This window comes from Macellibacteroides fermentans (genome assembly GCF_013409575.1).
GTDB classification, from domain to species: domain Bacteria; phylum Bacteroidota; class Bacteroidia; order Bacteroidales; family Tannerellaceae; genus Macellibacteroides; species Macellibacteroides fermentans.
The window spans coordinates 465204-491850 of sequence record NZ_JACCCY010000001.1; the positions used below are offsets into that span (position 1 = coordinate 465204).

The following is a 26647-nucleotide window of genomic DNA, read 5'->3' on the forward strand; positions in this document are numbered from 1 at the left end:
TTAGTATTATGATGAAAAACCACCTTTTATTCCTATTCATATTTTGCCTGGAAATAACACATGCGCAGGTTACAGAGATAAAATACTTATCAGGTAAAGGTTCCGACGATGCCATCGAGTGGGACTTCTTTTGTACCAAAGGAGCTAAAAGCGGTTCATGGAATAAGATAAAAGTTCCATCCTGCTGGGAAACCGAAGGCTATGGCACCTACAATTATGGACACGATAAGAATAAGGCCAACGAAGAAGGATTGTATAAAACCAAATTTCAAATTCCGGCGGACTGGAAAAGCAAGCGTATTTTTATTGTTTTTGAAGGGTCTATGACCGATACCGAAATTAAAGTGAATGGTAAACAAGCAGGTACTGTTCATCAAGGCGCTTTTTATCGGTTTAAGCGGGAAATTACCAATCTGGTCCATTATGGAAAGTCAAATGATTTGGATGTAAAGGTGAGCAAGATGTCTGCCAATAATAGTATAAATGAGGCGGAACGCGAAGCAGATTTCTGGGTGTTTGGAGGTATCTTCCGTCCGGTTTACCTGGAGGCTGTCCCCAACGAATTTATAGATTATACAGCTATTGACGCACGTCATACAGGAGATGTTAAGGCAGATATTATCCTTTCGGGCAATCTGTCGGACATTGATGCTCAAATGGTGGTTCTGGATCAGCAAAATAAAGTGATAGGCAAATTATCTTCCACCCCTGCTGCCGGTAAAAAAAATAAAATCTCTTTGTCCGGTCATATAGCCGATGTAAAGCCCTGGTCCTCCGAATCCCCCACCCTATATTCTGCTTCTATTTCCATCAGCCGTAAAGGAAAGATGTTACATACGATAACAGAAAAGATCGGCTTCCGTACCGTGGAAGTCCGCGAACACGACGGGGTGTATGTGAATGGCGTAAAGATGATGTTTAAAGGGGTTAACCGTCATTCTTTCTGGCCCACAACCGGACGTACCACAAATAAACAGCTTAGCATCGACGATGTAAATCTGATAAAGGCGATGAATATGAATGCCGTTCGTATGTCTCATTATCCACCGGATAAACATTTTCTTGAGGTGTGCGACTCGTTAGGTCTTTATGTGATAGATGAACTCTGTGCCTGGCAATATCCGCCCTATGATACTCCTGTAGGCAAAGTGCTGGTAAGAGAAATGCTTACCCGCGACATAAATCATCCCAGTATTGTATTCTGGGCAAATGGAAATGAAGGTGGATTTAATTTTGACCTTGATCCTCTTTTTCCGCAATATGATATTCAAAAACGGGCTGTCCTGCATCCCTGGGCTAAGTTTAGCTGTATAAACACAGCACATTATATTAATTACGACACGGGTATAAATAATCTGTTTCATGGACGGGATATTTTTATGCCGACTGAAATATTGCATGGATTGTATGACGGCGGACATGGAGCGGGACTGGATGATTATTGGAATTTGATGCGTTCTAATAACCTCAGTGCCGGAATGTTTCTTTGGGATTTGGCCGACCAGGCTGTTGTCCGGACCGATAGAAATGGTTTTTTAGATACAGATAAAGATCACGGGGCTGATGGTATCACCGGGCCGTACCGCGAAAAAGAGGGAAGCTTCTTTACCATTAAAGAAATCTGGTCTCCTGTCCATTTGGAGAAAAAGTATATAACTCCCACATGGAATAAACGATTGATCATTGAAAACCGGTACGCATTCACCAACATCAACGAATGTACATTTAAATTCAGACTTGCAAAGGTTACGGATCTTTCGGTGGATGGCGTGACATCTGTAGCTGGTCGCATCGACTCTCCCGATTGCAAACCGGGAGAAAAGAGCGCAATAACTATCGATCTACCCAAAGACTGGAAGGATTATGATATACTATATGTTACCGCGACCGATCGTGAAAACCGTGAGTTATTTACCTGGAGCTACGAAATTGGGAATCCGCTTAAGGTTGCCTCGCGATGTTTGCCAACGGATAAATCAGCCCCTGCTGCCCAAGCGCAGGATCTGGGAGCCGATTGGTTGTTATCGGCTGCCGGAGTAGAAGCCCGTATTAATAAGGAGACTGGATTGCTTCACGCAGTCGTTTATCAGGGGAAAACCATTCCATTGAGTAATGGCCCTGTTCTGATAACAGACAAACAGGTTACCTGTAAATCCGTTGAATATAAATTGGCAGAAGGAAATCCACATTTGACAGTAACCTACGTAACGAACAACGGCAAAGATGTCGCCTATGGATTTACGTGGACCATGTTGCCTTCGGGCGTATTGCAACTGGATTACGATTACCGGCCACAGGATAAGATTTCCATGGCAGGAATTACATTCGATTTCCCCGAAGAGGGCGTTAAGGGAGCCACTCTGTTTGCAAACGGTCCATATCGGGTATACAAGAACCGCATGAAAGGAGGAACCCTGAACGTTTGGAATAAAACATATAATAACACCGTTACCGGCGAGAGTTGGGACTATCCCGAGTTCAAAGGATACTATTCCCTCTTTTACGGAATGAAACTGGATTGTCCGACACCCTTTGCAGTATATTCGGGAAAAGAAGATGTTATACTTCATTTATTCACTCCAGCTATACAATCCTTGTACGCAGCCGACAGGAATTATACAGTTCCGGCATACCCCAAAGGAAACATCTCTTTTATGAGTGCGATACCTCCGGTAGGTACTAAGTTTGGAAAAGCAGAGAATTACGGTCCCCAGTCCCAATTACACCGTTTTAGCGGTAATGGTGCAGAGAATAATATATCAGGACAATTGTTTTTTGATTTCAATACAATTAATAAATGACCGTCTTGAATAATTGCTTGGACACGCTTATTTATATAAGAAAGATCGGTACAAAGATAAATGCCCAAAGACAAAGGAAGAAAGGATATTCTGTCTCGTTTGATTTGATAGTTGAGAAACTTTGATTAACTTTGTAAGTGCTCATATAATAGCATTAGATATATGAAAGTAGATGTAAATGATAATATATTATCACTTATAGATAAAACTCCCAACTTGATAATGTCGGGTATTGCCCAGCGTGTTAAACAGAGGCGATTGGAAAAAGGGTGGACGCAAAAGATGCTTGCTGCAAAAGCAGGGCTTTCGTTGCCTTCCTACAGGCGTTTTGAATCATCTGGAGAGATATCTGTGCGTTCATTGGTGATGCTTGCATTTGCATTGGATATGATAGATGAGTTCGAAACTCTTTTCAGCAGCAAGACCTATCAGAGTATTGACGATATAGTAAAATCGGAGCAAACGAAACAAAGAAAAAGAGGGCATAAAAATGAATAGTGTCTCAATGATAGAGATTTTTATATCTGATAGACGTGTAGGGCGAATGGCTCTTACGCCCGAAGGATTGTGTGGTTTTGAATACGATGCTGACTGGATACAGAGCGGATTTTCAATATCTCCATTCTATCTGCCGTTGAAGCCAGGTCTGATAATGGCCAAGCGAGATCCGTTTGCGGGAAACTTTGGGGTGTTCGATGACAGTTTGCCGGATGGTTGGGGCAATCTATTGCTTGATCGTTATTTACAAGAGAAAGGGGTCGATCCATATAAATTGAATATTTTAGAACGATTGTCGCTGATTGGTTCTACCGGACGTGGCGCATTGGAGTATCAACCAGACAAAAGCATTGCCACAGATGATGAGTTTCTAAATTTTGATCGTTTAGCAAATGAGATCGAAAAAATACTCGAAAGCAAAGAAAGTACGGGTTCGGTCGATTTGCTCTATAAATATGGCGGTTCATCCGGTGGAGCACGCCCCAAGGTATTTGCGAAGTTAGATGGTTGCGAGTGGCTTGTGAAGTTTAAAGCAACCAGCGATCCTGTTAATGTTGGAGAAATAGAGTACAACTACTCTCTACTTGCCAAAGAGTGTGGAATACGAATGGCGGAAACCCGCTTGTTTGATAATCGCTATTTCGGAGTTAAACGATTCGACAGAACTCCTCAAGGTAAGATACATACCATAAGTGCAGCCGGACTGCTCAATGCCAATTACCGGATTCCTTGTCTTGACTACTCTTTGCTATTGAAGCTGACGCTGAATCTCACCAGGGATATGGAACAGGTGGCTCAAATGTTCCGGCTAATGGTGTTTAATATCCTGATTTCAAATCGGGACGATCATGCTAAGAATTTTTCGTTCCAATGGATTGATGGGGCGTGGAAACTTTCGCCGGCTTATGATCTACTGCCAAGCAGTGGTTTTAATGGCTACCATACTACGACCATAAATGGTAAGGGAGAGCCTGCTCTTGCCGATACGATTGCGGTGGCGACTGAAATAGGTCTGTCAAAACAGTCGGCAACTCAGATTATACAAGAGTTGACGGAGAAATGTATTGCAAAAAAGAAGACGAGATTCAGATTGAAATAGTTGATAACAGGATAAGCCCATACGGATGCCCGATTTAGCTTCCATAGCCCCATGGATATTCGTCGTAGGAGATGGATTAAAAAGTCACCCAGAAGTTTACAACTTTTTTAAATGGATTACGTTAATAGTAAAGCCATCTTCAAAATTACATTCTGGAGTCATGAATACTCAAGAGGCATTGCAATCTATTAAAACACAATCATATGGGGTATAAACATTTGGTTTTTGATATTGACGGGACTTTGGTGGACAATGAAAAAGCTGTTTTGGCTACTTGGCAGGAGACTATCCTGCAGTTGTTTGGCAAACACTATGAGACTTCGGAGCTTAATTTTGTGTTGGGTATTCCGGGGGTGACTACCATGGAACGTCTCGGGGCTGAAAATCCAAAAGAGTTTGATGAGGTGTGGGTTAAGAACTTTATGAAGCACAAGGCTGAGATCGAGCTTTTTCCCCATATCGAGCATATAATCGCCGCTCTGAAGAGTAAAGGGTTGGGGTTAGGGTTGGTCACTTCGCGTACGCACAACGAACTCAACAACGATTTTGCCTTAGGTAAGATTATAGACCATTTTGAAACGATTATATGTGTTACGGATGCGCCCCGCCCTAAACCGAATCCGGATCCGCTGCTGGTTTATATGGAGAGGTGTGGCGTATCTCCGGATGAAGTGCTCTATATTGGTGATAGTGATTACGATTATCATTGTGCCAAGAATGCAAAGGTGGACTTTGGGGTGGCTTTGTGGGGTGATAACAGGATAAGCCATTCAGATACCCGGTTTAGCTTTAATAGCCCCATGGATATTTTAATGATCTGACTATAAAGATATTGTTATAAAAATAAGAAAGGCTTTCCGTTTGGAAAGCCTTCTTATTGGTGATCCGCCTGGGGCTCGAACCCAGGACCCCATCCTTAAAAGGGATGTGCTCTACCTGCTGAGCTAGCGAATCATCCTGTGCGTTACTTCTGTAATGCGAGTGCAAAGATAGGGCGTACATTTTTATTGTGCAAGTTTTCGCACCATTTTTATTTTGCTATCTTTGCAGGCATACTTGTAAACATACTGTAAAACATACTAATAAACAGACATTTTATCTATGGCAGACGATAAAAAAATTATTTTCTCTATGGTGGGCGTCACTAAGACGTTTCCTCCTCAGAAACAGGTTTTAAAGAATATTTATCTCTCCTTTTTCTACGGTGCCAAGATCGGTATTATCGGTCTTAACGGGTCGGGAAAATCTACCCTGATGAAGATTATTGCCGGTCTCGAAAAAGAATATCAGGGCGAAGTGGTTTTCTCGCCAGGCTACTCTGTGGGTTATCTTGAACAGGATCCAAAGCTGGAAAGCGGCAAGACTGTAAAGGAAATCGTACAGGAAGGGGTGCAGGATATCGTGAATGTACTGAAGGAGTACGAGGAGGTGAACGAGAAGTTTGGTGATCCGGAGGTGCTGGACGATCCCGACAAGATGGATGCGCTGATTAACAGACAGGCCGAATTGCAGGATAAGATTGATGCTACGGATGCATGGAACCTGGACAGCCGCCTGGAGCGTGCTATGGATGCTTTGCGTTGTCCGCCCGAAGATCAGGTGGTGGATACGTTGTCCGGTGGTGAGCGCCGTCGCGTGGCTTTGTGCCGTTTGTTGCTTCAGCAACCGGATGTATTGTTGCTGGATGAGCCTACCAACCACCTGGATGCAGAGTCTATCGACTGGTTGGAGCAGCATTTGCAGCAGTATGCGGGTACGGTGATCTGTGTTACGCACGACCGTTACTTCCTGGATCATGTGGCCGGATGGATTCTGGAGCTTGACCGTGGCGAGGGTATCCCCTGGAAGGGTAACTATTCTTCGTGGCTGGATCAGAAAACGAAGCGTATGGCGCAGGAAGAGAAGCAGGCCAGCAAGCGCAGAAAGACATTGGAGCGCGAGCTTGAATGGGCTACCATGGCTCCCAAGGCTCGTCAGGCCAAGGGTAAGGCTCGTCTTAATTCGTATGAGAAGTTGCTTAACGAGGATCAGAAGGAGCGCGAAGAGAAGCTGGAGATCTTTATCCCCAACGGTCCGCGTCTGGGTAACAAGGTGATCGAGGCGCAGCACGTGGCCAAGGCTTTTGGCGACAAGTTGTTGTTTGATGATCTTAACTTTATGCTGCCTCCCAACGGTATTGTAGGGATTATCGGTCCCAACGGTGCGGGTAAGACTACCTTGTTCAAGATGATCATGGGTATGGAGACAGTAGATAAGGGTACCTTCGAAGTGGGTGAAACGGTGAAGATCGGGTATGCCGATCAGACGCACAAGGATATCGATCCTACAAAGACGGTTTTCCAGGTGGTGTGCAGCGGACAGGAGTATATTCGTGTGGGTGGCAAGGAGATTAATGCCCGTGCTTATTTGTCGCGTTTCAACTTTACGGGCGGCGACCAGGAGAAGCTTTGCAGTGTTCTTTCGGGTGGTGAGCGTAACCGCTTGCATCTGGCACTTACATTGCGTGCCGAGGCCAATGTATTGCTTCTGGATGAGCCTACCAACGATATCGACGTAAATACCTTGCGTGCACTGGAAGAGGGTCTGGAGAACTTTGCCGGTTGCGCCGTGGTTATCTCGCACGACCGTTGGTTCCTGGATCGTATCTGTACGCATATTCTTTCGTTCGAGGGTAACTCCGACGTGGTATTCTACGAGGGTTCGTACTCCGAATACGAAGAATACAAACGGAAGCAGCTGGGCGATGTAGAGCCGAAGCGTGTTCGTTACCGTAAGTTGATTGCTGATTAATCATTTAAATAATACAAGACCATGAAAAAATCTTTTCTTTCGTTTGCAGCGGTTGTTTGTGCTGCCTTGTTTGTGTGTACGGCCGATGCGGGTGCGCAGGTTGTAAAGTTGTTTAATGGCAAGGATTTGTCTAACTGGAATTTGTTTGTAGACAAAGGGGGCGCCAGTGCCCAGGAGGTGTATACGGTGAAGGATGGCGTGATCCATGTTAAGGGTACCCCTTTCGGTTACATGTACACCAAGGAGAAGTATAGTAACTTTATCCTGGATGTGGAATGGCGTTATCCGGTGGAAGCAACCAACAGTGGTATCTTCTTGTTTGTGCAGGACGGCGAAAAGCTGTGGCCCAATGCGATTGAGTGCCAGCTTCACGCAGGCGATGCGGGCGACTTTGTTTTACTGGGTGGCAGCGATTTGTTCGAGTTTATGAGCAGACCGGGTACGGTTCGTCCGGCTTTCCCGGTGGTTAAGAAGACCAACGAATCCAGCGAAAAGCCTGTAGGCGAGTGGAACCGTGCTAAGATTTACTGCAAGGATGGTAATATTACGGTGTTTATAAACGGTGTGTACCAGAATTCGGGTACGCGTTCGATGCATAAAACAGGTTACATTGCTTTGCAGAGCGAAGGAAAGGATATTCAGTTCAGGAATGTAACGGTTACTCCGTTATAATCCGGAGGGTTTACAAATCGAGTAGGAGGAAAACAAAAGTAGTTTTCTTCCTACTTTTGTTTTCCGACCTCTCCCACCACCGTACATGCCGTTCGGCATACGGCGGTTCTTTAATTACGATGCAGACGGCGATATAATCTCATTATTTGTGGATAACCTGCTCGGTCTAGACTCTCATCTGTAATTGCCCGATGCAGCACCCAGCTGTTGGCTATGTGCCAGTATCCTTTACGGGTATTAGCCCATTGCCAAGCCTGATGTTTGTTTATACCACATTTCTGGAGATTATGTGACTTCGTGCTGATTTTCTTCCAACTCTTCCATATATACGTCCTTAGCCTGCGACGATACCAACCATCCGTCTTTTGGATAAATTGGTTCATGTCTGCTAAACGGTAGTAAGTTAGCCAGCCTCGTACGTATTGTGACAATCGTTGCTTTAGCCATGCATAACCTTTTCCATTGTTTCGTTTGGTTATTTGTTTGAGCGTGCGTTTGAACTTTTCTTGACTTGTACGGTGGGTGCGTAGACCGCACTTGCCTTTGGACCTTCAGTAGAATGAGTAGCCAAGGTATTTCATGCCTCGAACATCTCCAATGATGGTCTTTTCCATATTCACTTTAAGGAAGAGTTTCTTCTCTAAATAGGTGGATATACTGTCTCGTACTCGTTCTGTGGCTCGCTTGCTTTTAACCAAAATCAGACAATCGTCTGCGTAGCGTACAAATGGATGACCTCGGCGAGACAACTCTTTATCAAGCTCATTCAGCAAGATATTGCTTAGAATCGGGCTTAACGGACCCCCTTGAGGAACTCCCTCCTCGGTTGATTCATACTTATGAGCAACCATTACGCCGGCTTTGAGATAGTGATGGATAAGTGAAATTACCCGTCCATCTTTGATTGTCCGTGACAACACCTCTATCAGCTTGCTATGGTTTACTGTATCGAAGAATCGTTCCAAGTCAAGGTTTATGCAGTAATGATACCCATTGTCTGCATATTCCTGCACCCGCTTCAGCGCATCGTGGGCGCTGCGGTTTGGGCGGAAGCCAAAACTGTTGTCATTGAACTCTCGTTCGTATATCGGTATCAACACTTGGCTTATAGCCTGTTGGATGAACCGGTCAACAACCGTAGGGATACCGAGTTGACGTGCCTTGCCGTTGTCCTTGGGGATATCGACACGACGGACCGGATTGGGCCGGTACTTACCCTTTAGTAGCTGCTCTATCAATTCGTCTTTGTGGAGGTTTAGGTATGGCAACAGTTCGCTCGTTCCCATCTTATCGACACCTCCGGATCCGTCATTCCCTATTACTTGCCGATAAGATCGATTTAAGTTTTCGGGACTCAGGATAAGTTCCAACAAATTGGTTGTGCCTATCTGCACTTCCACTAGGTTTTCACCTATTATCCTCATAAAAGTCTGCGCTCCATCATACCCTTCGGATTCCGTCCTATTCATCTGATGGCAGCCAACAGATTCTGTTGTTTGCTGCATTGTTTCTTCCATTTGGTAATAATGTAATAATTCCAGTTTAATTAAAGTTCAGTCCTTCACCAGGTTGTCGATGTTTTTTTCCCTTCCCGGTTACTATGACCTCTGCTGACTTCTCACGGTTCGTTGTTACTGCTCGGATGACCTCGCCCGTGAGATCTCCCCAGTTATGGACGTATTCTTTCAATCTTATACCTGCTTGATTTACTCCAAGTGTTCCGAACAGCTATCGGACTTTGTTTTGTATTGCAAACTAATCCACACTCGTGAGCCTTGGTATCAAGTTTCTGTTCGTCAGGCCAGATCTTTGCCGAAGACTTCCTTCAGATTACACCTCGCGATGAACACCCTTGTCGTTGGCTGGACGCTTCCCGCTGTTAGGGCGCGTTGGGGACTTACACCCGTTAGAATACGTTCGTGCTGGGCGAACAATAGAACGCCGTTGTACCGATAACTTGGGTACAACGGCGTTTTTGTTTTATCAGGCTCTGATGATTTCGATGCACATACGCGAATTGTGGTAGGGGCATTTCCAGAAGCCGGCCTTGTCTTCGGCCAGGTTGGGTTTCCCGTCGCGGATGCTCCAGTACCATTCGCCGTGGGCCCGGTCTATCAGGTGGGCTGAGATGTATTGCCAGGTGGCGGCCGACTTATCCAAATATGCTGCATCGCCGGATAGTTTCCATGCGTACATGAATCCTACGGCCGCCTCTGCCTGAGGCCACCAGTGCCGGTCGGTATCGGTATGTCCTCTGCGGGTATCGGTCTCGTACCAGATGCTTCCGTCGGACTGCAAGCCTTCGCGTACGGTGGTCTGCACCAGCTGCATGGACAGGCTTTCCACCCGTAGCAGCAGGGCGGGATCGCCCAATACCTGGGCGGCTTCGTACAACAACCACGAGGCTTCGATGTCGTGTCCGTAGGAGTCGATGGTTCCTTTGCGAGTCCACTGTTCGTCGAAAAAGAGATTCATATGTCCTGTACGGGTATCGATGATATGATCGGCAAAGATCAGTATCAGCGCCTCCAGCGCCTTTTTAAGGCGTGGATCTTTCCATACACGGTACAGGTTGGTATAGGCCTCCAGGATATGGAGGTGGGTATTCATGGTCTTCTTCTCGTTTTCGTCTTTTTCGCTTAGGCGGAGGTCGTCCAGCAATTGCCAGTCGCGGCTGTAAGCTTCAAAATAGCCTCCCAGCTGGGTATCCCTGCTATGTTGTTCGATCAGGTGAAACAACTCCTTTGCCTTAGCTAATGCCTCTTCGTTGCCGGATGCCATATGGTATTCCGTAAGGGCATAGATAAAGAAGGCTTGCGAATAGATCTGCTTCTTGGTATCGGCCGGCGATCCGTCGGCATTTACCAGCCAGTAGGTACCGCCCATCTCCTCGTCGAAAAAGTATTTGAGGGCATACCCGTAGGCGCGTTCGGCCATGTGCAGGTATGCGGAATCGGGCTGCACACGGTAGGCCGCCGAGAAGGTCCATAGGATGCGGGCATTCAGGATGCCCCCCTTCCCTGCTCCACCAATGATCCGGTCGGCGCCATCTATCTGTCCGTAAAACCCGCCCTGTTCCACATCCACCATACGCCCCATCCAGTAGGGAAGGATTCCATGAATCAGCTCGGCACGCATCTCCTCTTTCAGTTGTTTGAGTAAGCTCATCGTTCTCTTGTCGTTTTTTCTGTATGAAATAATATCTTATTTGGCTGCATCCATGATCTGACGCATGGATACGGTATAATTCTTAATCACCTGCACGGTAGAGTCGGTATCGAAAATCGAGTTAAGTCCCTGCTCTTCCTGGGCTGGATCGCCCATATAGTCGTCGCCCACCTGCCAGTATACATGGTCCGTACGCGGACGGGCATAACCGCCCCATGCCCAGAAATTGCATCCGGCCAGGGTGCCGTTGGTACGTACGCTTTCCAATACGCGCTCAAAGATATAAGAATAATAGGTATCTCTGCTGGTGGTAGGGTCGCTTAATTCGTACTTATGCGAATCGCGGGGCATACCGAACTCCTCGAGGGTGATGGGTTTGCGCAGCGAATCGGCAAGGGCAATGTGTTTATCCATGTAGGCTGCGGTGTTCTCGATGGCACGGTTCAGTGTGCCTGGGATATCCTTGCTGTCCAGCCAGCCCCAGTTCTTGGGCCAGATGTGCATGGTAAGGTAATCGATGTTGGGATCGGCATGAACACGGGCATAGAGGTCGAAGTCTTCTTCGCTGCCTGCCTCGCCTTCGGATCCGGTGGATACAAGGTGATTCTTATCCAGACTCTTGATGTGTGCGGCTATGTCTTTGATCCACGCGGCGTAGGCATCCTTGTTTCCGGAGCCCATGGGTCGGGGTTCGTTGGCTATCTGCCACGACAGGATGGCGGGGTCTTCGGTATATTTACGTTTGTTGTAAAAATTGGTACGCGACAACACCGTGGTGATGTGGTTCTTGAAGATTTGCTGACAGCTGTCGCACTCGAAGTATTTAGACACATAGTCTTTAAAGGCATCCCATCCGGCAACCGACGGAACGGGCACGGGACCGTATCCTGCCCAGTTAAGGTATTGGGCATAGCCTCCGGACCACTCCCAGGTGTTGTGCAGGTACAGCACGGCGTGCATATCGCGTTTAGCAAGCTCGCTCATAAAGAAGTCCAGTCCGTCGAAAACCGACTGCTCGTAATGTCCCGGTGATTCCTGCAGGGAGGGCATCACTTTGGAGGGTACTCCGTTGGGACCGTCGGCTCCCACCAGTACGCGCAGGTTGTTGACTCCCTTTTCCTTGAGGAAGTCCAGTTCGCGTATCAACCGGTCGCGGTCGCCAAACACGCCCTGCGACCCCAGCAGCGGCCCATACCAGAAATTGGTTCCTATAAAATAATAGGGTTTGCCGTTAAGAACAAATTGTCCGTTTTCTACCCGGATACATGCATCGTTTACCGATGCGGTGGTGGTACTCTTTCCTGTACAGCTTGCAAGCAGCAGCAGGAACACAAGGTTAACATACACTAGTACGTGTCGCATATTCTATTGAATTTTATTATATAATTTCACCTTACAAAAGTGAGGAAAAGTAGAGAAGCAGACTATCAGAATTGTGCCTAATTGTTTTAACAATGTTGCATCTGCCATATAAAATGTACGCTTTAGGCAACTGACATTTTTTTGTATCGCATTAAATTGTATTTTTACCTTCCAAAAGCAGGCTTTGCCTTTTAATTTATAGGAACAATAATGAAAAAACTTTGCACGCTGGTACTGTTTTGTTGCTACCTGGTTAACATTCCGTACGTATTGAAGGCTATTCAGAACCATCATAACCTGGATTCCCGTATTTTTACGACCGATCATGGTTTGTCCAGCACGAAAGTTTCTTGTATCGTGCAGGATAAGCGGGGTTTTGTGTGGATTGGTACCGAAGATGGCCTTAATAAATTTGACGGGTACGGTTTTACCGTCTACAAGCGTAACAGCGCCTTGCGGGGATCGTTGGTAAGCAACCATATTACCGCTTTATATACGGATCGAAACGATAACTTATGGGTGGGCACCATCGAGGGGTTACAGTATTACGACAAGCGGAACGATAATTTTGTGAGTACCGCCCTCAATCAGCCGGATTATATTGTAAAGCAGAATCAGTGTAATGCCATCTTCCAGGACAGGAGCGGCTGCCTGTGGTTTGCCTCGTCCGGACTGGGAGTACTGAGGTTCGATCCTAAAACGTCGGAAAGTGTATTGTTCTCGCCTTCGCATACGCATCCGGGGCAGTCGTTATGCAGCGGCCATATCCGGGCTATCGACGAGGATGCGGATGGTAATTTGTGGTTTGGATCGCAGGATAACGGCTTGTCGGTGTACAACCCGGTAAAAAAGAGTTTCACCAATTACAGCGTGGCCAGTGGTCACCTGAAGAGCGATGTAATATTCGACCTGTTCAAAAAGAAGAATGGCAATATGCTGATCTCCACCATCGGTGTGGGGGTGACGGTATACGATCAGAAACAGAAGCGGTTTATTGCCTATCCGGAGGCGTTCAGCAGGGGTACGGCCCGGCGTACTTTCTGTGCCATGGAGGATAAAGAGGGTGCTGTCTGGGCGGGGACCGACGGACTGGGGGTGATGCGTTTCAGAGCGGATCAGCAGTCTATCTCTCCACATCCGGTGTTCAATGAGTTTATGCAGGAGATGGGCGACTCGAAGATACATTATTTGTTTGAGGACAAAAAAGGGAACCTCTGGGTGGGTATGCATTACAAAGGGTTGTGCGTTATCCATACCGGTTCCAACGGCTTTACCAATTACCGTAAAATAAACAACGAGCCTAATTCGCTTAGCTATAACCATGTGATGGGGGTTACGGCCGACAAAGATAATAATCTCTGGATTGCCACGGATGGCGGGGGACTGAACTTCTTCGACCGCAAGAGCGGACGGTTTACGCATTACTTGCACAATCCGGGTAATCCTAATTCAATTTCGGACAATGCCATCGTGAGTGTTTTCTGTGATAGCAAAAAGAGGATTTGGGCGGGTACCTATGTGGGGGGCCTTTGTATGTGGGACCCGGACAGACGGGGGTTTGTTACCTACCGTTCCAATGGGAAACCGGACGGACTGAGTTCCGATTATGTGAAGAGTATCGCGGAGGATAAAAGGGGCTATCTTTGGTTGGGTACCAACGGCGGGGGCTTGTCGCGCTTTAATCCGGCAGACAAAACCTTCCGTAATTTTCAGACAAAAGATAACAGGGGACTAGTGAATGATTATATCTCCGTGATTTTTATGGACAGCAGAAACCGGTTGTGGATTGGCACTTACTTTGGGTTGAGCTGTATGGATACGGAAACGGAGACACTCACCTCCTTTAAGATGGATAGCGGACTAAGCAGCATGGCTGTGTATGCTATTGCTGAAGATGAGCAGGGTGTGATATGGATCGGTACGCAGAATGGGTTGAACCGGTATAATCCGGACAAGAACAACTTTACGTCGATAAGGCCATCCGGACAGCAGATCAGTCAGGTTATCAACGGCATTGTACCCCACAAGGAGAACCTGTGGCTGAGCACCAACAAGGGGATCGTGCGGTTTAATCCGTCTTCTCTCTCCTCCAAGATCTATACGCGCTACGACGGCTTGCAGAGCGACGAGTTTATCCTGGCATCCTATTATAAGAGTCCGGCCGGCGAGATTTTCTTCGGAGGCATAAGCGGACTCAACTCCTTCTTTCCGGATGCAATCGAAGACAAGACCGATTGTCCGCTTACCTACATAACGGGCTTACGAATCTTTAATCAGTCGGTCGCCATCAACCAGGAGGTGAACGGACGGGTGGTGCTTCCTCAGAATGTCTCGCAGATTGAAAAGATACGGCTTTTGTACAGCGACAAGAGTTTCACGCTGGAGTTTACCACTCCGGATGCAGCGGTTCCGGCCAATATCATCTACGCCTGTAAGTTGGAGGGATTCGACAACGAGTGGATCTATTACAACTCGTCTCAGCGTTTTGCCACCTACACCAACCTGAATCCGGGCACCTACACATTCAAAGTGAAGGCCAGCAACGATCCGGAGGTGTGGGGCGACAATGTTACTTCGCTTACCATCGTGGTGGAGCCGCCTTTGTGGGCTACGTGGTGGGCCCGCACCCTCTATTTTCTGCTTGCCTGCGGTGCCGTATGGCTGCTATTGCGGCTCTTCACCCTGCGTATGAAGGAGAAAAACGAACTCCGCATCGAACGGTTCAAAATGCGCCAACAGGAGGAGCTTACTCAAGCCAAGATGGGCTTTTTTACGAATATCAGTCACGAGTTCCGCACTCCTCTCACCCTGATTATCGGTCCGCTTGAGCAGATGATGGAAACGGAGACCGATCCGGAAAAGCAGCAGCTGCACTCCATGATGCACCGTAATGCCGAAAGGTTGTTGCGCCTGATCAATCAGATTCTGGAACTCCGCAAACTGGAGCAGGGCAAGATGAAGTTACAGGTACAGCAATTGGAACTGGTATCCTTTGTGTCTGATCTGCTGGGCTCGTTTACCGACCTGGCCAACCGGAAACATATATCACTTACCTACAGTTACAACTCTTCACAGGTGCGGGTTTGGTACGATCCGGATTTGCTGGACAAGTGTCTGTTTAATATTTTATCCAACGCCTTTAAGTTCACCCCAGATGGTGGCAAGGTTTCACTGGATATTCGCGAAGACGAAGGGGGACGGGTGTATATCACCGTGTCCGATACCGGTGTGGGAATGGATAAGGATACCCTCCAACGGGTGTTCGAACGTTTTTATCAGGGCAACAGCAAGCAGCTTACCGCGGGTTCGGGTATCGGGATGCACCTGGCGAAAAGTATTGCAGAGCTTCACGGGGGTAACATAACCGCCTCTTCCGAAATGGATAAGGGTTCCTCTTTCTGCCTGCTCATTCTTCCGGGCAACAGCCACTTTGCCGTAGAGCAGATGGCACTGGAAGATGGCTTCCATAGGGTGGAAAAAAAGGAGACTAAAGGCACCGGAGCAGAAATGCAGGAGGTTACTACCGGTGCACAGGGAGTATCTGATGCACAGACAGCTTCAAAGATACTGGATGGATCGGTAACAGCGAAAGAGCAGAACGTTCAGGGAGCTACTAAGGTTCGACAGGTAACGGAATTGCAAGGTCTAAGAGAGATGCCGGAGGATATGAAAGCTAGTAAGGCGATGGAATCCCCGGAGGCATCTGATGTTCATGAGGTACAGGAGGATGCAGTTGGAAAGAAGCTGACTATCCTGGTGGTGGAAGACGACGAGGATATTCGCAAATACATACGTAAGGAGCTGGAAAGCCGCTATCAGGTGGAAGAGGCTGTAAACGGAGCGCTGGGACTGAGCAAAGCAAAGAAGATACTGCCCGATCTGGTAATTACGGATGTGATGATGCCGGAGATGACGGGTACCGAGCTGTGCAAACGACTGAAGACGGATGCGGAGACGTGCCACATCCCGGTAATCATACTTACGGCGCAGTCGGATTTGGAACACCGCATCGAGGGACTGGAAACAGGTGCCGATTCGTATATCCCCAAGCCTTTCAACGTGAAGCATCTCAATGTACGAATTGAGAAGCTGATTGCCTTACGGCAGACCCTGAAAGAGCGTTTCAGCAAGTCGTTGAATATGGAGGCGCAGGAGGTTACGCTTACGTCGACCGACGAGCGGTTGCTGCAGCATGCCATCGATTACATCCGGGAGAATATGGAAGATCCGGAGCTGAGTGTGGAGAACATGAGCAAGGCGCTGGGTATGAGCCGTACGCACCTGCATCGTAAACTGAAAGCTCTAACCAACCAAAGTCCCATCGAATTCATCAAGGTGATCCGCATGAAGCAGGCCGCTTACCTCTTGAGCACGGGCAAACTGTCAGTCTCGGAAGTGGGTTACAAAGTGGGCTACAACACCCCCTCCTACTTCTCCAGCAGCTTCAACGCTCATTTCGGCATGAGTCCTACTGCCTATATGGAGCAGAGAGGCAACAGCAACGGCAACGACGAGAAAGAGGTTAAACGGTAAAGTTCGGCATCATAGAATAGAACCTCCTCATAAATAAAAAAGAGTGCCCCCCTGCAAGAGGCACTCTTTTTTATTTATGAGGGGATTACACAATCTCTAATCATCAGAAAGTAACATCAAACCCTCCCATTACGATGGCTTTCGGCATGGGGAAGCCTTCGTTGATGGTGTAGCGTGTTGCTGTAAGGTTTTCTCCCTTTACAAACAGATTGAGTCCTTTCGACTGCGAACCGAAGCGGTAAGATACCTTGGCATTGAGCAGGGCATAATCTTCCTTAACCGGTGTTACGGTGTTTACATATAGGTCGTGGATGGATTGTACATTCACATTGAAGGTGAAGCGGCCGGGTTTGTAGGTTGCGTTTGCCGACAGCTTATGGGTGGGTGCAGCCAACAAGGGTTTGCTTGTATGCAGGTAACTGTAATTAAGATCGAAATGCAGCTTGTTGGAAGCCATCCAGATGGTTTCGAATTCGATTCCCTTGTTGGTGAACGAACCTGTGTTCACGTTACGTGGGCGACCGTCGATACGGGTAACCTCAATCATGTTACTGCCGTCGATAAAGAAGGCGGTCAGCTCCGTAAACAACCGTCCACCCAGGAATTGCTGTCCTACAGAAAGCTCGTAGTTGGTCATCCGTTCCGGTTCCAGATCCGGGTTCTGAGGCGGGAACATATACATTTCGCGGATATTGGGACTCCGGAAGCCTTTGGATACAGACGCTTTCAATGTATTTCCATCCACCCGACGGTAGGTTACGCCGGCCTGGGGAACCCATTCGCCGCCGAAGGTGCTGTTGTGTTCGTACCGTACACCGGCATTCAGACTCACCTTATCGAACAGCTCCTGCTGCATGATGATGTATCCGGCAGTCTCGCTTACGGATTTGTCCACCAACTCCTGATCCGGACCAACAATGCTGTCGTTCCAGGCATGTCCGCCCCAGTTCTTATAGTCTACACCCACTGTGAAGAGATTGCCCGGAAGCAGGCGGAAAGATTGGTACAGAAGCACCCCGTAGTTATGGTCGTCCGAACGGAAAAGATATCCCCTGTTCATGGCACTGGATGTCATAGGCAGTCCGTCGTTTATCTCGTGGTCGCCCCAGTTGTAGAATGCACGGATGGCACCGCTGGAATTACCGAAAGTGTTTTCCAGCGCAAAGGAGGTGGTTCCACGCAGAATATCCATCGTATTGTCGCGGATAGGTGCGGTAACCTTACCGGGGTTCTGGTTTTTGTATTTAGCCAGACTCACATCGCCGGTCGCTTTGAAGCGGTCGTTTATGGTATAGCCCAGTTTGGCGAAGCCGTTGGTGATTTGGAATTCCGAATTGGGACGGTGACCATCGGTACGGTCGTGGTTAAGGGATACAAAGCTGCTGAACCTGCCCACGTTGTAACCGTTGTTTATCATGTACTTCTGGGTATTGTAAGAGCCATACATCACCCGGGCCTGTGTAGAACGTCCCTCCTCATGCTGCCTGCGGGTGATGATGTTTATCACTCCTCCCATGGCATTGGATCCGTATAACAGAGAACCCGGTCCGCGTATCACCTCCACACGCTCCACATCCGATGCCACATAGGTATCCGGAAGCGCATGACCGAACACGCCGGCCCATTGCGGCTGTCCGTCAAACATCACCAACACTTTGTTACTCTGCCCCACTCCACGGATGTTTACGGTTCCGGCAGCACCTTCGGATATACCGAAGCCGGTAATCCCTTTTTGGGTTACAAAGAGTCCCGGTACACGCTGCGACAGTACAGGCAACAAGACCGATTCGCTACTGGCTTCTATCTGTTCTCTCTCAATTACAGACACCGACATGGGTACGCTGTTCTTGTTCACCTGAATTTTGGTGGCAGACACCACCACCCCGTTCAGATTGATCAGGCTGTCTATCTTCCCTCCGTCTCCGGCATACGAAGCCGTACTTAACAAAAGGCCTAAAAGCATCATTGCTTCTTTTTTCATTCTCTTCCCTTATTTTAATGTTTACACAACTTTCCATAGAATAGTAACACGCTAAACAAAAAAGGTGTTACCGCAGGGCTAAAAAAAAGGACGTCAGTCCGCCCGGCTCATCACCAGTTTACCATGTTTGATGCCCTTAATCGTAATCAACCCGTCCGACAACTCGGTGAGTCGCTGGGCAGTTCCGGTCACGGTTACGATATGGAGACAAAAATTCTGATTGAGGTAATACTGTGAAGACGACAAAATAACATCTTTATATTGCTGCTGAACACGCTCTATCTTCAGGGCGATGTCCTTTTTAAGCTGGTCGTACATAATGATGATGGTTCCTGCCACAACATGGTTGCACTGCCATTTGGTTTCCGCCACATTCTTCTCCACAAGGAAACGAATGGCTTGCGAACGGTTTGCAAACCCATTGTCTGTTACGAATTTATCAAGCGATTCGAGCAGGTTGTCTTCCAGTGATACGCCAAAACGTTTTAATGACATGATCCTTTCAATTTTATCTTTAACGCCGAAGCTATTTTATCGGCGTTAAAGATAGAAAAATTATTTTGAAAACGTTACGTCTGTTCCCTTATCGTTTTTAGCATGCAGGGCGATTTCCCGACTTTGCTGTTTTACCTTACCGGTAACGAACTCGGGGATATTGTACGATTTCATGAAATCCAGATAGAAGTCGGCCGACTTCTGCGGAAGCACAAAAGGCTTGGAGGCTTTTCCCTGTGCATCTATATAGGCAATAAAGGGACGGGTATAGAGACCGTCCATCCGTCTGCTGCTGAACACAATCCATTTGCTGTTGGACGACCACGAGTGATAGCTTTCCACATCCGGACTGTTGGCTTCGGTAAGAGGCTCGTGAGTGTCTGTCTGCAGATTCACCATGTATAAATCGGCATCGGCATGCCAGATGGAGAAGTTACCGAAGGAGGCCAGGGTGTATAGCAGGTATTTGCCATCGGGCGATACGCGGGGGAAGGATACGCTTTTCCCGTTCACGGCTGCGTTGTACAGCGTGTCGGTCTGCCCACCGAACGAACGGCTCTCCGGATCAAAGTCCACGCGGCACAGACTATACTTCACCTCTTCGAAAGAGGCGGGCATCTCTTTGGCTTCTGCCGAACAATAGTAAAGCGATTTCCCATCGGGCGAAAAGGTGGGGAAGGTCTCGAAGGCATCCCTGCCGCTCAACCGCGAGGAGGTTACAATCTCGTGCTTCTCCACATCGTACACCACCACATCCGACTCCAGGTCGTACACCTCGATGCGGTTCCGGCTATTGGAATGAAACGACTGCTGGGTTTTGTTGACCGAAAAAGCGACGTATTTGCCCGACGGATGCCACGAAGGATACACCAGCGGCGAGATGGTTTCGGGCGTCTTGGTATTCAGTTTTTCTATCTTCCCGCCATCCACTATCATCGTTCCCGGATAGGTGGCACGCATGTGGAACAGCATCTTTTCGGGATTCTGCATACAGAAAGAGTGGCAGTTCACACAGTTATTGTCGGTCATCTTATTCTCGTAGATAGCGGACTCGCTGTAGGTTGCCAGTTCGCGCTGGTAGATGCCCATCTTGTTCCATAACTCATACCCCGGTTCGATCAGACGATACACAATATAGGGATCGATAGGCTCGGGAGCCACCTGCATGGTGTACGGAGCGTACCCCACCCACCCTTCGGACTGCTTTTCGAATATGCGCACCGTGATGCTTTTACCCGTGGCCGAAGCTAGCAATGCCTCCCACTTTCCGGAGGGAATCTCAATCCGGCCCTTGTTGGCAGCCACCTCGAAGGAGTCGGTTGTCGAGGCAAACCGTACCTGCACATCCCCCTTAGCCTCCTTTACCTCAAAGTTCAGAGGGGCAATGGCAGCGGGGATGGTCACCTCCTTATAATCGGGCACAATAATAGGCAATTCGGCCAGCTGTTTACTTACGGTGACTGTTTCCGTACAGCCTACCAATAGCGAACTTAATACGATACAAAGTGATTTATACATAATTAAACAGGTTATTTGAACATATAAAAATACCAGTAGGTCTTTCCGTACGATCCCGCCAGCAGGTCGGCTGCATTGGGATAATTACGGTTGGCCACCACCTGGCGTTTGTAATCGGAAAAACGTCTCACCACCTCCTGGGTAACACCCCGGGTGCGCCAATAGGCGGTATCCTTTTCGGCAAAAGCAATCACCGCCTCCTGGTAAGGAACGGGCAGCGACGGCAACACCGGCGTACCATGATACTTATCTATCAACTCTTTAAACTTGGCAAGATCTTTGGAAAGCAGGCATACTCCGGCCAGATACTGAAAGGCAGCCTTGTGCTGCGGATTAGCCACAGCCACAGTCTCCAAATCGGCCAAGGCACCGTTTAAGGCAACCAACCGGCTTGTATCCGGCAGGCAGCGACGCATGTTCCCAAGCAGCGGATCCTGCTCGATCAATGCATCATTCCCCAGGAACTTACGATGCGAACCGGCCCATTTATCGTAGAAGAAGGTATGTTCCAACAGCGAAATATATTTTTCGGCCACCGGATAAGCACCGTATATCAGGTTGGTCTGCACCAGACGCATTAACATACGGGGACTCCCATATCCATGTACCGCCACATTTCCTTCAAAGGCCATCTCCTGAGCAGAGGCAATATCCCCTATGGCAAAGTACACATCGCTGAGCAATGCCGACACCTCCGCAGTCTTGTTCCAGTTCACCATCAAGCTTCTGGGTTCACGCTGGTCGAAAGCAAACATCTGGTCGCCCAACATTCCCTGATGAGCCAAAGCCATGTTCAGGTAGTTCATGTAAAGCAGGTTGGTCACTTTCCCCTCACATGCCTCTATAATTTTAGGCCATTGCTGCGTACGGGCATAGAAGTCGAGCTCTTTCAGTTTGGCCGATTTAAAATCGCCGTAGCTTTGGATGCCCCAATAGGTGAAGCCCACAAGAACAGCCGCTAACACCCCTTGCTTGAGCCACATGGTTCTCCCCTGCTGCTTACTGCTCAACAGCTTTACCGCAAGCAAAAGGAAAGGCAGGATCCACCAGGATATATAGATTGACGCCACCGGAAGAGATTGCGGATGGTAATAGGCATCGGGCAGCAAGGCAAAACGGTAGTGACCAAAGCAGGCGAAGCGTACCGAAACAAGGGCCAGCACAAAAGTGACAGTCACCGGCAATGCAAACAGATACCAACGCTTTGTACGGTTCAGAATCGTTATCATAAACAGACACAGGGCGTACAGGATGGCAACGGAACCCGACAAAAGGAACAGGCCCACCGCAACCAGCGTAGCCGCAATAAGCCGTTTGGTGGCATCGGCAATACGTAACGTAAGATACAAGGCTCCCAGCATAAAGAGATAAGCCATCGTACCCTGGGTATAATAATTGAAGTTAAAGTGAGCCAACAGCAACGAAACCAGGGGGAAAAGACTGCATACAAATCCGTATTTACCCGCATTCAGGCGTTTGAACAACGCTTCGCACAACATACCGGTACATGTAAGTAGTATCGACACCACCAGCGGACCTGCATAGGGAAGCATAAAGAACTGCGTGATCCACTCGGCCATATATACAGTAAGTCCGCCCGGAACCTTCAACGCAGAAAGAAAGTAATCCGTCGTAAACAGAAACAATTGATTCTGTTCAATATAATAAAAGTGATACGAGCAACAAAGCTGTAAAAAAACAAACAAGCATACCGCCACCAGAGGCCAGCGGAAAGAGATTAGGTGCTTCATGGTATTATCATCTATGTTGCAAATGTACTGGTTTTTAATAAGCCTTAAAAACTTACAGGCAGATTATTTAATCTATTTTCAATATGTTGTAAAAATCAAATAAGATACTTACCTTCGTATTCAAATTACATGATTTATGAAACCATTCATCCTCCTTCTTTTTTGTACAATTTGTTTGCTGCCGCTGCAGGCTCAATACAATCAGCAGCTCAAGCTGGCATGGTCTGAAGAGTTTAATTACGAAGGATTGCCCGACCCGGCAGTCTGGGACTACGAGACGGGGTATATCCGGAATCACGAAGCTCAGTACTACACCCGGAATAAGAAGAATGCGTATGTATCCAACGGATGTCTGGTAATTACGGCCCACAAGGAAAAGGTAGACACCTTTTCATACACTTCGGCCAGTATCAACACCCTGGGCAAAATGGAATTTTTCCGCGGCCGCATCGAGGTTTGCGCCAAGATACCCACCGGAAAAGGATCCTGGCCTGCCATTTGGATGATGGGAACCGACAGATCCACCGTGGGCTGGCCCGAATGCGGCGAGATCGACATCATGGAAAATGTGGGTTACGATCCGCTGCGCATCCATGCCACCGTACATACCCCCGGATCCAAACGCGATCCCGAAGCAGTGATACGCAGCAATTCTGTAAAGCTGAATGATGCCTTCAGTGCATTTCATGTATTTGCCGTGGAATGGTATGCCGACCGGCTGGACTTTTTCGTGGACGAAAAACTGATTTTAAGTTACCGCAAAGACGATCAGCTGCCCGAGTACTGGCGGTTCGACAAGCCCCACTATCTCCTGCTCAACCTGGCAGTGGGAGGAGCCTGGGGAGGATCTCAGGGAATCGACAACAGTATATTCCCGCTTAAATATTATGTAGACTGGGTACGTTATTACAACTAAACATAAATCCTACTAAAACAAACTCGTTATGAAAAAAGGAAATTTACTTTTCCTGTTGATTACTAATCTTATTACAGGTTCAATTATGGCGCAGGATAAACCCATCCAGTTGTTTCCCAAGGGCGCTCCCGGCGAGCAGACCAAGTTGATTGAAAAGGCACTGCCCGAAGGCGGGAAAGTGGGAGGCGCTTCCGTACTTCGCCTTTCGGGAGTAAGCGATCCCACCATCACCATATACCCAGCCTCCGACGAAGTGGCCACAGGCGCGGCCATGGTTGTTTGTCCGGGTGGCGGATACGAGATTCTGGCGTACGACCTCGAAGGAGACGAAATCTGCCAATGGCTGAATGAGATCGGTGTTACCGCCGTATTACTTAAATACCGGGTACCCCGCCGTACAGGGCTCGAAAAACACACGGCACCTTTGCAGGATGTACAACGTGCCATCAGCCTGGTAAGAAGCAAAGCCGAAGAGCTGAACCTGGACCCGCAGCGTATCGGAGTGATGGGCTTCTCTGCCGGAGCTCACCTGGCGGCGATGGCCAGCACGAGTTATGATAAACGTACCTATCCGGAGGTGGATGCCGCCGATAAGGTGAGCTGCAAACCCGACTTCTGTCTGCTTGTTTATCCGGCCTACCTGGACGGACCAAACTTCAGCATCGCTCCGGAGCTGAAGATAACAGCCCAAACCCCTCCTACCATGCTGGTGCAGACCGAAGACGATAAATCATACATCAACAGCAGCCTTTTCTATTACTACGCACTGAAAGAGGCCGGAGTACCTGCCACGATGCACCTGTACAGCAAAGGCGGACATGGTTACGGTTTGCGCGACACGGGAAATGCCGTAAACGAGTGGCCATACCGTGCCGAAGAGTGGTTTATGGAACTGGGGGTTATCGAACCTGCAGAGGCCGAAGGCGATCTTAGCGAATAAATTAGGATAAAATATACCGCGGTACAAAGATTATTCGTATCTTTGTACCGCAAATCAAGGGGCTGACCGGTTTTGACAGCGGGCAGAAGTGGTTTGTAAGCATGTAGTGCGTGGTTGGCTTGCACTGTAATCTCAGACAACAAAATTTTAACTGGCGAAAATAATTACGCTCTCGCTGCTTAATCGAAGTATAGTAGATTAAAGCTTAATCCCCGCAACAGTTGTGGGGACGTTACATCACCCGGATGCTGTTGTTCCGAAGCGGTCCGACCCGGTGGTGCAGAAATATCGGAGATAGTTTGCGGGATGCCTCGGATCGCAAGCGAAACATAGAGGATAAGGGTTGAGTTGGTGGCTTCGGTCTTGCTCCTCCCCGACAATTTAAGCGAAGATAAACATGTAGAAAGCAAATTAGTTCCTCGTTTGGACGAGAGTTCGAATCTCTCCAGCTCCACCCAAGAGAGCCAGCAGGCAATCGAGTAGGAGGAAAACAAAAGTAGTTTTCTTCCTACTTTTGTTTTCCGACCTCTCCCACCACCGTACATGCCGTTCGGCATACGGCGGTTCTTTAATTACGATGCAGACGGCGATATAATCTCATTATTTGTGGATAACCTGCTCGGTCTAGACTCTCATCTGTAATTGCCCGATGCAGCACCCAGCTGTTGGCTATGTGCCAGTATCCTTTACGGGTATTAGCCCATTGCCAAGCCTGATGTTTGTTTATACCACATTTCTGGAGATTATGTGATTTGGTGCTGATTTTCTTCCAACTCTTCCATATATACGTCCTTAGCCTGCGACGATACCAACCATCCGTCTTTTGGATAAATTGGTTCATGTCTGCTAAACTGTAGTAAGTTAGCCAGCCTCGTACGTATTGTGACAATCGTTGCTTTAGCCATGCATAACCTTTTCCATTGTTTCGTTTGGTTATTTGTTTGAGCGTGCGTTTGAACTTTTCTTGACTTGTACGGTGGGTGCGTAGACCGCACTTGCCTTTGGACCTTCAGTAGAATGAGTAGCCAAGGTATTTCATGCCTCGAACATCTCCAATGATGGTCTTTTCCATATTCACTTTAAGGAAGAGTTTCTTCTCTAAATAGGTGGATATACTGTCTCGTACTCGTTCTGTGGCTCGCTTGCTTTTAACCAAAATCAGACAGTCGTCTGCGTAGCGGACAAATGGATGACCTCGGCGAGATAACTCTTTATCAAGCTCATTCAGCAAGATATTGCTTAGAATCGGGCTTAACGGACCCCCTTGAGGAACTCCCTCCTCGGTTGATTCATACTTATGAGCAACCATTACGCCGGCTTTGAGATAGTGATGGATAAGTGAAATTACCCGTCCATCTTTGATTGTCCGTGACAACACCTCTATCAGCTTGCTATGGTTTACTGTATCGAAGAATCGTTCCAAGTCAAGGTTTATGCAGTAATGATACCCATTGTCTGCATATTCCTGCACCCGCTTCAGCGCATCGTGGGCGCTGCGGTTTGGGCGGAAGCCAAAACTGTTGTCATTGAACTCTCGTTCGTATATCGGTATCAACACTTGGCTTATAGCCTGTTGGATGAACCGGTCAACAACCGTAGGGATACCGAGTTGACGTGCCTTGCCGTTGTCCTTGGGGATATCGACACGACGGACCGGATTGGGCCGGTACTTACCCTTTAGTAGCTGCTCTATCAATTCGTCTTTGTGGAGGTTTAGGTATGGCAACAGTTCGCTCGTTCCCATCTTATCGACACCTCCGGATCCGTCATTCCCTATTACTTGCCGATAAGATCGATTTAAGTTTTCGGGACTCAGGATAAGTTCCAACAAATTGGTTGTGCCTATCTGCACTTCCACTAGGTTTTCACCTATTATCCTCATAAAAGTCTGCGCTCCATCATACCCTTCGGATTCCGTCCTATTCATCTGATGGCAGCCAACAGATTCTGTTGTTTGCTGCATTGTTTCTTCCATTTGGTAATAATGTAATAATTCCAGTTTAATTAAAGTTCAGTCCTTCACCAGGTTGTCGATGTTTTTTTTCCTTGCCCGGCTACTATGACCTCTGCTGACTTCTCACGGTTCGTTGTTACTGCTCGGATGACCTCGCCCGTGAGATCTC

16 protein-coding genes, 1 tRNA gene, 1 other RNA gene and 2 pseudogenes are annotated in these 26647 nt (G+C 47.9%); 11 read left to right on the forward strand and 9 right to left on the reverse strand.

Going from position 1 to position 26647, the window contains the following annotated elements; genetic code table 11:
* Nucleotides 1–8: 8 nt before the first annotated feature.
* From F5613_RS01955 to F5613_RS01970, 4 genes are all read left to right on the forward strand, one after another.
* Nucleotides 9–2801, forward strand: a complete 2793-nt coding sequence (locus F5613_RS01955; protein ID WP_179398470.1) for a glycoside hydrolase family 2 protein — start codon at nucleotides 9–11, stop codon at nucleotides 2799–2801.
* A 162-nt stretch (nucleotides 2802–2963) separates the two neighbouring features.
* On the forward strand, nucleotides 2964–3299 hold the full coding sequence (locus F5613_RS01960) for a helix-turn-helix domain-containing protein (protein ID WP_079683886.1): 336 nt from the start codon (nucleotides 2964–2966) through the stop codon (nucleotides 3297–3299).
* On the forward strand, nucleotides 3292–4398 hold the full coding sequence (locus F5613_RS01965; RefSeq protein ID WP_179398471.1) for a type II toxin-antitoxin system HipA family toxin: 1107 nt from the start codon (nucleotides 3292–3294) through the stop codon (nucleotides 4396–4398). The genes F5613_RS01960 and F5613_RS01965 overlap by 8 nt, the downstream gene beginning before the upstream one ends.
* Nucleotides 4399–4601: 203 nt before the next feature.
* Nucleotides 4602–5219: an HAD family hydrolase gene (locus F5613_RS01970; RefSeq protein WP_179398472.1), complete on the forward strand. Its 618-nt coding sequence runs from the start codon at nucleotides 4602–4604 to the stop codon at nucleotides 5217–5219.
* 57 nt (nucleotides 5220–5276) lie between these two features.
* Here F5613_RS01970 and F5613_RS01975 read toward each other — a convergent pair.
* Nucleotides 5277–5352 (reverse strand) — tRNA-Lys (locus tag F5613_RS01975).
* A 147-nt stretch (nucleotides 5353–5499) separates the two neighbouring features.
* Here F5613_RS01975 and ettA point away from each other — a divergent pair.
* The gene (gene ettA, locus F5613_RS01980) at nucleotides 5500–7188 is read left to right on the forward strand and encodes an energy-dependent translational throttle protein EttA (protein ID WP_068179822.1); all 1689 of its coding nucleotides are present in this window, start codon (nucleotides 5500–5502) and stop codon (nucleotides 7186–7188) included.
* Between the two features lie 21 nt (nucleotides 7189–7209).
* The gene (locus F5613_RS01985; protein WP_179398473.1) at nucleotides 7210–7860 is read left to right on the forward strand and encodes a 3-keto-disaccharide hydrolase; all 651 of its coding nucleotides are present in this window, start codon (nucleotides 7210–7212) and stop codon (nucleotides 7858–7860) included.
* A 110-nt stretch (nucleotides 7861–7970) separates the two neighbouring features.
* Here F5613_RS01985 and ltrA (F5613_RS01990) read toward each other — a convergent pair.
* Nucleotides 7971–9377 (reverse strand): annotated as a pseudogene (ltrA, locus tag F5613_RS01990) (group II intron reverse transcriptase/maturase).
* 154 nt (nucleotides 9378–9531) lie between these two features.
* Between ltrA (F5613_RS01990) and F5613_RS01995 the strand changes: the two are divergent.
* On the forward strand, nucleotides 9532–9816 hold the full coding sequence (locus tag F5613_RS01995; protein WP_179398474.1) for a hypothetical protein: 285 nt from the start codon (nucleotides 9532–9534) through the stop codon (nucleotides 9814–9816).
* A 27-nt stretch (nucleotides 9817–9843) separates the two neighbouring features.
* Here the strand turns inward: F5613_RS01995 and F5613_RS02000 are convergent, their stop codons facing one another.
* Nucleotides 9844–11028 (reverse strand): AGE family epimerase/isomerase, encoded by a 1185-nt coding sequence (locus F5613_RS02000; protein ID WP_179398475.1) that lies wholly within the window; start codon nucleotides 11026–11028, stop codon nucleotides 9844–9846.
* 36 nt (nucleotides 11029–11064) lie between these two features.
* Nucleotides 11065–12390 (reverse strand): glycoside hydrolase 5 family protein, encoded by a 1326-nt coding sequence (locus tag F5613_RS02005; RefSeq protein WP_179398476.1) that lies wholly within the window; start codon nucleotides 12388–12390, stop codon nucleotides 11065–11067.
* A 210-nt stretch (nucleotides 12391–12600) separates the two neighbouring features.
* Here F5613_RS02005 and F5613_RS02010 point away from each other — a divergent pair, with 210 nt between their 5' ends.
* Nucleotides 12601–16923, forward strand: a complete 4323-nt coding sequence (locus F5613_RS02010; RefSeq protein ID WP_179398477.1) for a hybrid sensor histidine kinase/response regulator transcription factor — start codon at nucleotides 12601–12603, stop codon at nucleotides 16921–16923.
* A 103-nt stretch (nucleotides 16924–17026) separates the two neighbouring features.
* Here the strand turns inward: F5613_RS02010 and F5613_RS02015 are convergent, their stop codons facing one another.
* From F5613_RS02015 to F5613_RS02030, 4 genes are all read right to left on the reverse strand, one after another.
* On the reverse strand, nucleotides 17027–18904 hold the full coding sequence (locus F5613_RS02015; RefSeq protein WP_179398478.1) for a TonB-dependent receptor plug domain-containing protein: 1878 nt from the start codon (nucleotides 18902–18904) through the stop codon (nucleotides 17027–17029).
* Nucleotides 18905–18997: 93 nt separating this feature from the next.
* Nucleotides 18998–19399: a nickel-responsive transcriptional regulator NikR gene (gene nikR, locus F5613_RS02020; protein ID WP_079683879.1), complete on the reverse strand. Its 402-nt coding sequence runs from the start codon at nucleotides 19397–19399 to the stop codon at nucleotides 18998–19000.
* A 60-nt stretch (nucleotides 19400–19459) separates the two neighbouring features.
* A complete protein-coding gene (locus tag F5613_RS02025) occupies nucleotides 19460–20917 on the reverse strand; it encodes a TolB family protein (RefSeq protein WP_179398479.1) in 1458 nt (485 codons plus the stop codon).
* A gap of 11 nt (nucleotides 20918–20928) precedes the next feature.
* Nucleotides 20929–22668, reverse strand: coding sequence for a DUF6057 family protein (locus tag F5613_RS02030; RefSeq protein ID WP_179398480.1), 1740 nt, complete (start codon nucleotides 22666–22668; stop codon nucleotides 20929–20931).
* 136 nt (nucleotides 22669–22804) lie between these two features.
* Here F5613_RS02030 and F5613_RS02035 point away from each other — a divergent pair, with 136 nt between their 5' ends.
* The 3 genes from F5613_RS02035 to ssrA all read left to right on the forward strand — a co-directional run bounded on the left by F5613_RS02035 (nucleotide 22805) and on the right by ssrA (nucleotide 24981).
* Nucleotides 22805–23584 carry a glycoside hydrolase family 16 protein gene (locus tag F5613_RS02035; RefSeq protein ID WP_179398481.1) on the forward strand — a complete coding sequence of 260 codons (780 nt, stop codon included), beginning with the start codon at nucleotides 22805–22807 and terminating at the stop codon, nucleotides 23582–23584.
* A gap of 28 nt (nucleotides 23585–23612) precedes the next feature.
* On the forward strand, nucleotides 23613–24524 hold the full coding sequence (locus F5613_RS02040) for an alpha/beta hydrolase (RefSeq protein WP_179398482.1): 912 nt from the start codon (nucleotides 23613–23615) through the stop codon (nucleotides 24522–24524).
* Nucleotides 24525–24582: 58 nt separating this feature from the next.
* Nucleotides 24583–24981: a transfer-messenger RNA gene (gene ssrA, locus F5613_RS02045) on the forward strand.
* A gap of 111 nt (nucleotides 24982–25092) precedes the next feature.
* On the opposite strand, the pseudogene ltrA (F5613_RS02050) reads toward ssrA, so the two are convergent.
* Nucleotides 25093–26499 (reverse strand): annotated as a pseudogene (ltrA, locus tag F5613_RS02050) (group II intron reverse transcriptase/maturase).
* Nucleotides 26500–26647: the final 148 nt, after the last annotated feature.